At 65.1% G+C, this 11,860-nt stretch carries 7 protein-coding genes and 2 pseudogenes; 3 read left to right on the top strand and 6 right to left on the bottom strand.

Annotation, left to right across the window (positions count from 1 at the left end; genetic code table 11):
- Positions 1–87 precede the first annotated feature (87 nt).
- On the top strand, positions 88–1,185 hold the full coding sequence (locus tag AC630_RS28300) for an acyltransferase family protein (protein WP_074121742.1): 1,098 nt from the start codon (positions 88–90) through the stop codon (positions 1,183–1,185).
- A complete protein-coding gene (locus AC630_RS28295; RefSeq protein WP_074121741.1) occupies positions 1,182–2,363 on the top strand; it encodes an SGNH/GDSL hydrolase family protein in 1,182 nt (393 codons plus the stop codon). Before AC630_RS28300 ends, AC630_RS28295 begins: the two co-directional genes overlap by 4 nt.
- Before the next feature lie 108 nt (positions 2,364–2,471).
- On the opposite strand, the gene AC630_RS28290 is transcribed toward AC630_RS28295, so the two are convergent.
- From AC630_RS28290 to AC630_RS28280, 3 genes are all read right to left on the bottom strand, one after another.
- Positions 2,472–4,124 (bottom strand): regulator, encoded by a 1,653-nt coding sequence (locus AC630_RS28290; RefSeq protein ID WP_074121740.1) that lies wholly within the window; start codon positions 4,122–4,124, stop codon positions 2,472–2,474.
- A 4-nt stretch (positions 4,125–4,128) separates the two neighbouring features.
- Entirely contained in the window at positions 4,129–4,833 is a 705-nt protein-coding gene (locus AC630_RS28285; protein ID WP_074121739.1) for a cysteine hydrolase family protein, read from the bottom strand.
- A gap of 349 nt (positions 4,834–5,182) precedes the next feature.
- Positions 5,183–6,136, bottom strand: a complete 954-nt coding sequence (locus AC630_RS28280; RefSeq protein ID WP_074121743.1) for a hypothetical protein — start codon at positions 6,134–6,136, stop codon at positions 5,183–5,185.
- Positions 6,137–6,299: 163 nt separating this feature from the next.
- Here AC630_RS28280 and AC630_RS28275 point away from each other — a divergent pair, with 163 nt between their 5' ends.
- Complete coding sequence (locus AC630_RS28275) at positions 6,300–9,776, top strand: indolepyruvate ferredoxin oxidoreductase family protein (protein WP_074121738.1); 3,477 nt, start codon at positions 6,300–6,302, stop codon at positions 9,774–9,776.
- 130 nt (positions 9,777–9,906) lie between these two features.
- On the opposite strand, the gene AC630_RS28270 is transcribed toward AC630_RS28275, so the two are convergent.
- The 3 genes and pseudogenes from AC630_RS28270 to AC630_RS28265 form a co-directional block, all read right to left on the bottom strand.
- Positions 9,907–11,241 (bottom strand): FAD-binding protein, encoded by a 1,335-nt coding sequence (locus tag AC630_RS28270; RefSeq protein ID WP_502691541.1) that lies wholly within the window; start codon positions 11,239–11,241, stop codon positions 9,907–9,909.
- Positions 11,222–11,584: pseudogene (locus tag AC630_RS48435) on the bottom strand (FAD-binding protein); the annotation flags it as partial. The gene AC630_RS28270 and the pseudogene AC630_RS48435, both read right to left, overlap by 20 nt.
- Before the next feature lie 133 nt (positions 11,585–11,717).
- Positions 11,718–11,860, bottom strand: a pseudogene (locus AC630_RS28265) (IS5/IS1182 family transposase); the annotation flags it as partial.

The raw sequence follows: 11,860 nt of genomic DNA, 5'->3' as shown, positions 1-11,860 counted from the left end.
GCTCGTCTTCGCCGCGTAGCCGGATCCTTGGCTCGCGGCTTGCACACTTCGTCGCATAATTGTTCTTGGGGAAGAGAGTGGTCTGAAATGACACAGTTAATCTCCCGCTTCGAGACAGGCGGGGCGGCGGCCGCCCGAGCGCAGCTCGTTTCCATCCAATATCTGCGTGCGCTGGCCGCGCTGATGGTCCTCGTCACCCACGCGCTGTACTGGCCGCTCGAGAGCCGCAATGAGGCCCTGCTCATCACCGGCCGGCTCGGCGTGGAGATCTTCTTCGTGCTCAGCGGCTTCATCATCACGGTGATCGGCGGAGAGGCGCGCTTCGAGCCGGTCGCCTTCGCCCGCAACCGGATCATGCGCATCGTGCCGATGTACTGGATTGCGACCTTCCTGGTGGTCGGTCTCGCAACCGCCAGCCCAAGCAGCTTTCTCACCACGGTGCCGACGATCGAGGGCGCCCTCAAGTCGCTCCTGTTCGTTCCATCCGATGTGCCGAAGGCGCCGCTCCTGCGTCTCGGCTGGACGCTGGACTACGAGGCCTTCTTCTATTTGGTATTCGGGAGCCTGTTCTTCGTGAGATCGGCGAGCCGCACCGCGCTGCTTGCTGTCCTTTTCGTCGGTCTGATCGGCATTGGGCGGGTGATCGACCACCCGTCCCATATCCAGGATTTCTATACGAGCCCCAGCCTGCTCGGCTTTCTCGTCGGCGCCGGCGTCGGCCGGCTCTATCAACTCGGCTCGCTGCAGCGGCTTGGCCGTATCCATGTCCTCGGTCTGCTCGCCGCCGGCGCGCTGTCGCTTGTCATCCTGTACCGGACCGATCCGGATATTCATCTGCTGTTGTTCCATATGTCGATGTCGTTTGGCGCCATGACCATCGTCGCCGCCGTGATCTGGGCCGAAGAAGCTGGGCGCCTGCCGGTCGTTCCGGCCTTCCGCTTCCTCGGCGACGCATCCTATTCGCTGTACCTCTTCCACTTCTTCGCCATGGCTGCGGTCTGGGCGATCGGACGGAAGCTGTTTGGCCCGGTCAGCGCATTCAACTATGCGCCCTTGGCCGTTGCGGCGATCGCCGCCGGCCTCACCGTCGGATGCCTTGCCTACTGGTATGTGGAGCGGCCGATCCTTAACTGGACGCGGCAGCGGCGCCGCCCGGCAGCCGTGACGCAAGGAAGCGCGCCGTGATCGTCCGTCGGCGCGAGCTGCTGCTCGGCGCCAGCATCGCCGCGGGCGCCACGCTGTTGCCCTCCTCCCTTCTCGCCCTCGCTGCACCGAATGCCGAGATGGTTGCGCGCAGCGTCGTCTCGCCGGGCAACACCACGCGCCTGAAGCGGGTATTTGCCAAGGCGGCTCGGGGCGAACCAGTCACGCTCGGTTTCATCGGCGGCTCGATCACCCAGGGATCGCTGGCGTCCGAGCCGTCGCGAAACTATGCATCGCAAATTGCGGCCTGGTGGGGCCAACGCTTTCCCAATGCGTCCCTGTCCGTGGTCAATGCCGGACTTGCGGGCACCGGTTCGCTGCTGGGCGCGTTTCGCGTCGGCGCCGATCTGTTGTCCAAGGACCCGGATCTCGTGATCGTCGAATTCAGTGTCAACGATGCCTCCGCCGATGCGGACGCCTACGAGGGACTGTTGCGGCAGATCCTCGACCACCGCACTGCGCCGGCCGCGCTGCTGCTGTTCATGATGTGGGAGAAGGGCGGCAACATGCAATCGATGCAGGCGCCGATCGGCCGGCACTACGACCTGCCGATGATCAGCTTCCGCGACGCGCTGTGGCCGGAGATGGAGGCCGGACGGCTCGCCTGGCGCGACGTGATCGTGGACGTGGTTCATCCCAATGATCTTGGCCATCGCTATGCTGCCAGTTTCTGCACGAACTTCTTCGAGAAGGTGTTACGGCAGCAGGCGGCGACGCGCGGCGCATTCACCCTCGATCAGTTGCCGGCGCCGCTTGGATCGTCGCTCTATGCGCATGTCGGGTTGATGCCGGCGACCGACTTCACTCCCATCGATCGCGACGGGTGGGAATTGACCCGTTCGCAGATCTGGGGGCCGATCTGGGCCATCACGCAAAGCACCGCTCGCTTCGAGCTCGACTGCAAGGCGTGTGGTATCGCGCTCATCGTCAGCGGCCGCGCCTCTTCGCTGCTCGAGAGATCGATGCTCACGATCGACGGCGTCGCGGTCCGGCCGATGGAGGCGCCCAATTTCCTCGACCGGGACACCATCGTCCTCGCAACCGAGCTGCCGAACAGCCATCACAGCTTGCGGCTGGAGACGGCGGATTTCCCCTCATCCGCATTCGGTAGCAGCGGTCTGCGCTCACTCGGCCTGTTCGATGACCCTACGGCGGACTGACCGACCTGCAGGAACAGCGAAATCTATCGACCGATCGTTAACCTTCGACGCTATGACGAAGCGGCCAGGTCACTTGCGTCACCGGCCGCAATTGCAGATCTCGGCTGTCTATTCCGCCGGCGCGGCGTGCATCTCCGGATGCGCGGCATAGTGCTCGCTGGCGCCGAGCTTGCTCGCCGCGAACAGGCCGGCGGCCATCGCGGCATAGGCGAGCGCCACGGCTGGCGTCACACCAAAACCGCCGCCGATGCCGACGGCTTCGCCGTGCATGAAGCCGAAGTAAGTCAGGACCGCACCGGCCAACGCGAAGCTTGATGCCTTCTCGAAGTCGCGCTCGATGATGAAGACACCGATCGCGCCCAGAATGAGGCCGCCGAGGATGGAGCCACCGCCCATCACCTCGAGTCCGTGATAAAACACGCCCTGCTGTGGCAGCGCGGCCACCGCCGCGGCCTTGACCGCATCGGCCTTGTCGGCTGCCATGCCGCCGACCGTCGCTGCCGCCGTCATGGTCGAGGCCAGCATCGTGTCGATCTGGAGCTTGGCCCAGGCCGCCAGATGCGGCGTCAACGCCAGCACGATCGCAGGCGCGTGCTTGACCGGCGTGGTCTGGAACGCCTGCGCACCGATGAGCATGCCGATGTAGAGCAGGATCGGCGAGATCGCGACAACAGGCACGAGCGCGAGCAGCACCGAGATGATGCCGAACCATGCAAGCACGACCACCATGATGCCGGTCGCAGCCGAATAGCCGATGCGGCCGCCCATCGCCTTCCAGCCGGGATGGCCAATATAGACCGCGTTGATGAAGGGATTGCCCATCAGGCAGCCGATCAGGCTGACGACACCGTCGGCGGTGAGCACCCGCGTGGTCGGATATTCGTCGCCGGCAGCTTCCGCGCTCTCGACATTATCCATGGCCTCGACGAGGTCATAGATGCCGAACGGGACGGCGGTGACGAGGATGATGCCGAGGAATTCGAAGCCGGAGAAGACGTAGCCCACGGCAGGAAGCGGCACCGAGAAGCCGAAATTGGCGAACGCCGCACCGACGCCCGCGATGCTCAATCCACCGAGACCGAGCCCGAACAGATTCGAACCCCATGCGATGATCATGCCGACGGCGATCGCGACCAGACCGGCAGGAATACCTTTCGGATATTTCACGCCGCCGAACCAGCTCACCAGGATGATGGCGAAACAGACGAGGCCGATCTGCGGCGTCATGTACATTTCGAGCGCCGGGCGCATCGCGATGAAAGTCACGGAGACACCGGCGAGCGTGCCGAGCAGCGCCGCGCGCGGCGTGATCTTCCGAATGAACGGCGCAATGAAGCCGCCGATCATGAGGATAAAGCTCTGGAAGAACACCCAGACGAGGCCGGCCGACCAGCCCTTGAGCGGATCACCGGTCCTGAGCGTGATCGGCAACATGATCACGAAGGTGACGATGAACATATGCGGCACGCTGACACCGGATGGCAGCGCACAGACGTCGTTGCGACCAGTCTTCTGCGCGAGGCGATAGGCGAGGAACGCGTAGTAGAAGGTCGACAGGCACATCATCAGCCCGAGCGCGGGCAGGATGCGGCCGAATACGAGACTGTCCGGCATCTTCAGCACGAAGCGCAACAGCCCCGTGAGCACCAGCATGTTGACGAGGATGTTGGTGCCGAAGCCAAAAAACGCGTTCCAGTCGCCCGATGTCCATAGAGCCGGCTTGAACTCGGACTTGCCGACCGTTCCCGTCAATGTGCTCATGATATTACCCCTGTGTGGTCGAAATCTTCATTGCCTCCAGTACTGCGGCTGAGTCCGCGACCCAGCCGAAGATGCCGCCCTGGGCCTTGATCATCTTCAGGCCCATCTCGTGAAACTCGGGGAAGTAGGACGCGCAGCCGTCCGAGATGACGACGCAGCGATAGCCGCGGTCATTGGCCTCGCGCACGGTGGTGTTGACGCACACTTCGGTAGTGACGCCGCACACCAGCAGGTTCTCGATGCCGTATTTCTCCAGCACGTCCGTGAGTTCGGTGGCGTAGAACGCGCCCTTGCCGGGCTTGTCGATCACGACCTCGTTGTCGAGCGGATAGAGTTCGGGAATGATGTCGTGCCCTGCCTCGCCGCGAATGAGAATGCGGCCCATCGGACCGGGATCGCCGATGCGCAAGCTCGGCGCGCCGCGCTCGACTTTCGCGGGCGGCGCGTCGGAGAGATCCGGCAGATGGCCCTCGCGCGTGTGGATCACCAGCATGCAGGTGTCGCGCGCCGCTTTCAGCACCGCGCCGATCGGTTTCACCGCGCGCGCAAGCTGGCTGACGTCATTGCCGAGCGTCTCCCCGAAACCGCCGGGCTCCATGAAATCGCGCTGCATGTCGATGATCACGAGCGCGGTGCTCGACCAGTCGAGCTTGATCGGCTCGGGCTCGGCGCTGATGACGCCCAGTGTCGGCTTGGTTGAGTTCAACATAACGCAGGCCCCGCGAGAACTCCTTTGCCAGGAGTTCTGCAAGCGCCGTGCCATTGTGTACAATTGCGGCGGGGCGCGGGCGGCGAGGGAATTCGTTGTATACACAGGAGCTTATGCGCGGAACCGACCGCTGCTCATTCGCTGTGCGACGGCTTCGCGACGGGCAATTGCTTAAAGGATGAGCGGGTGGCGGCACTCTCTCCACCGTCATTCCGGGGCGCGACGAAGTCGCGAACTATAATGCGCAATTGCGCATCTGAGAATCCATCGAGCCGCAATGTGTGAAGAGAAATGGATTCCGGGCTCGACGCTTCGCGTCGCCCCGGAATGACTGCGGAGAGTGCAGCGCCTACCGCCCCGCCCCGTACAGCTGCCGATACTCGTCCTCATACGGCGCATACGAATCCTTCAGCGTCGCCATGTTGAGCAGCATGGTCGCGACCACCGTGTTCGCCTTGTCGAACACGCGCGTCTTGATCCAGGCGCTCTCGGTGCGGCGGCTGCCGGACAGCGCGACCACCTCGCGCTCGACTTCGTACTCTTCGTCGACGAAGAGCGGCCCCTTGATCAGCCTGATCTCCTGGTCCGCGAACAGGCCGACCGCCGGCCCCTTCGTCGGCAGCGGATCGTCCTTGGAGCGGTGCTGAAACAGAACGCTCAGCATCTCCATCGGGATGATCGCCCTGCCCCACGGATTGTCGGCGCCCGAATAGTACGGCGAGCTCTCGGTGATGACGGCGAGCTTCTGCCTGAGCGAGAACGGATAGAGGTCGCCCATGTTCTGGTCGAACGCCATCCGCACCGTCTGCCGCTTGCCGGTCTGCGCCACCTTCACGTCGCGCAGGATCACGGGATCGGCGAGCGGCTTGAGCTTGGCAAGACGGGCCTCGAGCGCGGTCGCGACCATCGCATCGCCGATCGAAGCCGTGCCGCGCAGCACCTCGGTGCCGTCACGCTTGACCATCTGGATCTGGCACTGGCTGGTGCCTGCGGGAGGCTTCGACAGGATCGCCTGCACCTCCTCACCCTCGTAGCAGACGCTGCGGTAATGCGCGGAGGGGCAGCCGGTCTCGAACCAGGCGCGTCCCCAAAGACGCTCGCCGAGCGGAGCGAACTGGCTGAAATGCGTCGGGCCCTCGATGGTGCCGCCCTTGAAGCCGAGCTTTTGCGCGGTGGCGTCATCGTGGATCGAGGCGTGCGCGTCGTAGGTTTGCGCCTGCAACATCTGGCGCGGCTGGCGCCACGGTCCGATCAAGGCCCCGGCTGTCTCTGTGATCTCGGTGTCGAATGCGTTTTCAGCCATGGTGTTCTCCACTGGAAGCCATGACTAGCAGGAGCGCCACGGATGCGGCCAGCGATATTGACTTCGCCGGCACATGCTTTTGACTGTCACAATTCGCGTCGCGCAGCCGCAATCCCTCCCGCAGCGCAAACCTCACGCAGAACGAGAGACGAGGACTTCTGAAATGACGCTGATGCAGGTCGAGCTGGACGACAAATACCGGCTCGAATCGACGCGGATATTCCTGTCCGGCACGCAGGCCCTGGTTCGATTGCCCATGTTGCAGCGCGAACGCGACCGGCTGCAGGGGCTCAACACCGGCGGCTTCATCTCGGGCTATCGCGGTTCCCCGCTCGGCATGTACGACCACGCGCTGTGGCGCGCGAAATCGCACCTCCAGCAGCACGATATCGCCTTCGTCCCCGGCCTGAACGAGGACCTGGCGGCGACCGCGGTCTGGGGCAGCCAGCAGGTCGGCCTGTTTCCCGGCGCCAAGGTCGATGGCGTGTTCGGCATCTGGTACGGCAAGGGCCCCGGCGTCGACCGCTCCGTCGATGCGCTCAAGCATGCCAATGCGGCCGGCACCTCGCTCAATGGCGGCGTACTTGCGCTCGCCGGCGACGATCACGGCTGCCAGTCCTCGACACTGGCGCATCAGAGCGAGCAGGTATTCGCAGCGGCGCTGATCCCCGTGATCAATCCCGCAACGCTGCAGGACTATCTCGATCTGGGCCTCTACGGTTTCGCGCTGTCGCGCTTCTCGGGCTGCTGGGTCGGCTTCAAGGCGATCAGCGAGACCGTCGAGAGCTCGGCCTCGATCTACAGCGATCCCGAGCGTATCCAGATCAAGCTCCCCGATGATTTCGAGATGCCGCCCGGCGGCCTCAACATCCGCTGGCCCGACCCGCCGCTGGAGGCTGAGAAGCGCCTGTTCGGCCCGAAGATGGCCGCGGTGCAGGCTTTTGCTCGCGCCAACCAGCTCGACCGCATCGTGCTCGATTCAAAGCCGGCGCGGCTCGGCATTCTCGCGACCGGCAAGGCCTATCTCGATCTGCGCCAGGCGCTCGCCGATCTCGGCATCACCGACAAGGACGCGCAGGATCTCGGCCTTCGCATCTACAAGGTCGCGATGACCTGGCCGCTGGAGGAAAACGGCGCCAGGCGCTTTGCCGAAGGTCTTCAGGAGGTCCTGGTCGTCGAGGAGAAGCGCGGCTTCATCGAAGACCAGCTGATGCGCATCCTCTACAATATCGATGCGTCGAAACGCCCGACCGTCACGGGAAAACGCGACGAGAGCGGCGCGCCGCTGCTGCCGAGCGAAGGCGAGCTGACGCCGACCATCGTCGCGTCCGCGCTCGTGGCGCGGCTGCGCAAGCTCGGTCATCACAGCCCGGTGCTGGAGCAGCGCCTGGCGCGGCTCGAGGCCTTCGACAATCCCGACACCACCAGCGCGCCGATCAAGCTCGCGCGCACGCCGTTCTTCTGCTCGGGCTGCCCGCACAACTCCTCGACGCGCGTGCCCGAAGGGAGCCGCGCCATGGCCGGCATCGGCTGCCATGGCATGGCCCTGAGCATGCCGACCCGCCGGACCGACCTGATCTCGCATATGGGCGCCGAGGGCGTGAACTGGATCGGCCAGTCGCCCTTCACCACCGAGAAGCACATCTTCCAGAATCTCGGCGACGGCACCTACACCCATTCCGGTCTTCTGGCGCTGCGCGCCGCCTCCGCCGCCGGCATCAACATCACCTACAAGATCCTCTACAACGACGCGGTGGCGATGACCGGCGGCCAACCGGCGGAAGGCAGCTTCAACGTCGCGCAGATCGCGCACCAGGTCTGGGCGGAGGGCGTCAAGCGGCTCGCGATCGTCTCGGACGATCCCACCAAATATCCTGAAGGCAATTACTTCCCTCAAGGCGCGACGATCCATCACCGCCGCGAGCTCGATGCCGTGCAGCGCGAGCTGCGCGACATCAAGGGCCTCACTGTCGTCATCTACGACCAGACCTGCGCCGCGGAAAAGCGCCGCCGCCGCAAGCGGGGTCTGTATCCGGATCCCGCCAAGCGCGCCTTCATCAACGAGCTCGTCTGCGAAGGCTGTGGTGACTGCTCGCAGGCCTCCAACTGCGTCTCGGTGCAGCCGCTGGAGACCGAGTTCGGCCGCAAGCGCCAGATCGACCAATCGAATTGCAACAAGGACTTTTCCTGCGTCGAGGGTTTTTGCCCGAGCTTTGTCACCGTGCATGGCGGCACGCTCAAGCGCGTCAAGACCTCGGCGGTCGATTCCGGTCAGTTGTTCGCCGACCTGCCGCTGCCGCCCGCGCGTGAGCTCGACGGTCCCTGCAACATCCTCGTCACCGGCATCGGCGGCACCGGCGTCATCACCATCGGTGCGCTGCTCGGCATGGCCGCCCATGTCGACGGCCGTGGCTGCTCGGCGCTGGACTTCACCGGCCTGTCGCAGAAGAACGGCGCGGTGATGAGCCATGTCCGCATCGCGCCGAAGCCTGAGGACATCTCGGCGGTCCGCATCACCACCGGCGGCGCCGATGTCATCCTCGGCTGCGACATGATCGTCTCCGCCGGCCCCTCTGCGCTCAGCCGCGCCGAGCGCGGCGTGACCAAGGCCTACATCAACGCCGACCTGCAGCCGACCGCGAGCTTCGTGCAGAATCCCGATCTCGATTTCGAGATGGGCACGATGCAGACCGTGCTGCGTGACGCCGTCGGCGACAAGAACCTCGACATCATCGACGCGACCGGCATCGCCGCGGCACTGATGGGCGATAGCATCGCGACCAATCCGTTCATGCTCGGCTTCGCCTTCCAGAGGGGGGCGATTCCGCTGTCGCTGGAGGCCCTGCTCCGCGCTATCGAGATCAACGGGGCCGCGATCGAGATGAACAAGCTCGCCTTTTCCTGGGGGCGTCTCGCCGCCCACGACATGTCGCGGGTGCGCAGCGTGCTGCAGTTCAAGAGCCGGGCTTCCGCCCCGACGAAGTCGCTCGACGATGTCATTGCGACGCGCGCGGCGTTTCTGACTGGCTATCAGGATAAGGCGTATGCGGACCGTTATCTCGCCGCCGTTGCCAAGGTGCGCAAGGCGGAAACGGCCACCTCACCCGCGTCCACGGAGCTGACCGAGGCCGTCGCGAAGAACCTGTTCAAGCTGATGTCCTACAAGGACGAGTACGAGGTCGCGCGGCTCTACACCGACGGCAGCTTCGCGCAGAAAGTGTCGGAGAAGTTCGACGGCGACTTCACGCTGAAGTACTACCTCGCCCCGCCGATTTTCGCGAAGCGCGACAAGGCGACGGGACGGCTTCAGAAGCAGGAGTTCGGCGGCTGGATGATCCACGCCTTCCGCGTTCTGGCCAAGCTCAAGTTCCTGCGCGGCGGCGCGTTCGATCCGTTCGGCCGCACCGAGGAGCGCCGGAGCGAGCGGAAGCTCGTCGAGGACTATCTCGGCATGATCGATCAGCGGATGGCAGGGCTAAAGGCGGAGCAGATCCCGCTGCTGGCGCGCCTCGCGCGCGTGCCCGAAACGATCCGCGGCTTCGGCCACGTCAAGGAAGCCAACATCAAGCAGGCGGCGGCCGAGAAGATGCGGCTGGAAGCCGAGCTCGAGAACAGCCGCTTTGCGGCTGCGGCGGAGTAGCGGAGCACCCCCCACTGTCATCGCCCGCGAAGGCGGGCGATCCAGTACTCCGAGACGGTTGTGGTTGAGCCGATACGCCGCGGCGTACTGGATGCCCCGCCTTCGCGGGGCATGACAGCGGTGGAGGTGGTTAGACGGGAGTCCCTGCAGCAGCGGGCGTCGCCATCGCCGCCACTCTCCCCTCCGCCAGGTGCCGCCCAGCGATGTACCCGAACGTCAGCGCTGGCCCGAGCGTGATCCCCGGCCCCGGATAGTTGCCGTTCATGATCGAGGCCATGTCATTGCCGCAGGCGTAGAGGCCCGCGATGGGCGTTCCGTCCTCGCGCAGCACGCGCGCCTGCGCATCGACCTTCATGCCGATGGCGGTGCCGAGATCGGCCGGATAGATCCGCATCGCGAAGAACGGCGCGCGCAGGATCGGCGCGACGCAGGGGTTGGGCTTGTGAGCGGCGTCGCCGAGGTGCCGCTGATAGATCGTGCTGCCGCGGCCGAATTCGGGATCGCGGCCGTCCTTTGCGTCGGCGTTGTAATCAGCGACCGTCGCGGCAAGCGCGGGCGGCTTGATGCCGATCTTCGCGGCGAGCTGCTCGATGTCGGGAGCCTCGATCAATTCACCGCTGGACACATAGCGCCGGACATTGTGCGTGAACGGCTTGATGTGCCCGAGGCCATAGCTCCACAGGAACTGGCGGTCGCAAATCAGGTAGAATGGCCGGTCCGGTTCGCCATTGCCGTCGCGCAGCATAGCGAGCACGAACTCGTGGTAGGACAGCGCCTCGTTGACGAAGCGCCGGCCGGCGGCATTGACGGCGATCACGCCGGGCTTGGCGCGGTCGGTCACCGTATGCGGGAAAACGCCGCGCCTTCCGTCGGCGCGGCGGAACAGCGAGGCCGGCACCCAATAGGCCGGGCTCGTCGCGTCCGTGTTGAGCGCGGCGCCGGCTGCGGTCGCAAGCCGAAGCCCGTCGCCCGTGCCTGATGTGTTGGTCGCAGAGACGAATCCGGCCACAGGCGGGAAGTAGCGTTTGCGCAAAATCGCGTCGTGCGAAAAGCCGCCGGTCGCGAGCACCACGCCGCCGCGCGCCGCGATCGAGCGGTCGCGGGAGCCATGGCGGATGATCACTCCGCTGACGCGATCGCCCTGCATCGACAGATCCTCGACATCGGCGCTGAAGAGGATTTCAACCTGCCGCGCCAGCAGCGAGGCGTAGAGGCGCGCCGCGAGCGCATTGCCGAGATGCAGTGTCGTACCGCGCGGGCTGCGCAGCCGCTGCAACGCGTACTCGGAGACCAGCCGTGCCGCGCGCATGGTGGAGCGCAGCGATTTTCCGACCCGGCGCAGATGCTGGATATCGAGACGATTGACCATCATCCCGCCGAACAGCGTGAACTCCGGCAGCGGCGCACGCAGCCGCGCGAAATTCGCGCCGAGCCGCGTGCCGTCGAAAGCGACCGGCTCCAGCACACGCCCCCCCGGGCGTCGCACCCAGCCGCTCCGGATAATAGTCGGGATAGGCTTTGACCGGCTGAAGGCGCACCTCGGTGTTGGCTTCGAGATAAGCGACCGCCTCCGGTCCGCGCGCGAGGAAGGCGGCCCGCAGACCCGCATTGAAGGGCTCGGGGACCGTGCTCGACAGATACTGGACGGCATCCGTGACGCTGTCGGAGAGCCCCGCCTCTCTCATCTTGGCATTGGCGGGGATCCAGACCATGCCGCCGGACCAGGCCGTCGTGCCGCCGACAAAAGCAGTCTTCTCGATGACCAGCACACGCAGGCCTTCGGCAGCTGCCACCGCCGCCGCCGTCATGCCACCGGCGCCGGCGCCGATGACAATGACATCGTAGGTCTCATGCGCCGGCATCATACGGCGGGTTTCCCGGGACGAGGCATGACACCGTCATACCTCGCCTCGCCCGCCCCGCGCTAGGCGGTGTGGACACTTATCGCATCCATAGGACGATTGCGGCGAGAGTGACGACGGCGCGGTAATTTCGGGCCGTCTTTTCGAAGCGGGTGGCGACGCGGCGGAACTGCTTGAGTTTGGAGAAGCAGCATTCCACGAGATGGCGCTGGGCATAGAGAT

Origin of the sequence: Bradyrhizobium sp. AS23.2, from assembly GCF_001908185.1 — a bacterium.
Taxonomy (GTDB): domain Bacteria; phylum Pseudomonadota; class Alphaproteobacteria; order Rhizobiales; family Xanthobacteraceae; genus Bradyrhizobium.
This window is presented reverse-complemented; position numbering and strand designations above follow the sequence as displayed.

What these genes read in the sequence shown, in the direction of transcription:
- AC630_RS28300 (WP_074121742.1), top strand. Translation starts at nt 88, where the DNA reads ATGACACAGTTAATCTCCCGCTTCGAGACAGGCGGGGCGGCGGCCGCC.
- AC630_RS28290 (WP_074121740.1), bottom strand. Translation starts at nt 4,124, where the DNA reads ATGAGCACATTGACGGGAACGGTCGGCAAGTCCGAGTTCAAGCCGGCT.
- AC630_RS28285 (WP_074121739.1), bottom strand. Translation starts at nt 4,833, where the DNA reads ATGTTGAACTCAACCAAGCCGACACTGGGCGTCATCAGCGCCGAGCCC.
- AC630_RS28280 (WP_074121743.1), bottom strand. Translation starts at nt 6,136, where the DNA reads ATGGCTGAAAACGCATTCGACACCGAGATCACAGAGACAGCCGGGGCC.
- AC630_RS28275 (WP_074121738.1), top strand. Translation starts at nt 6,300, where the DNA reads ATGACGCTGATGCAGGTCGAGCTGGACGACAAATACCGGCTCGAATCG.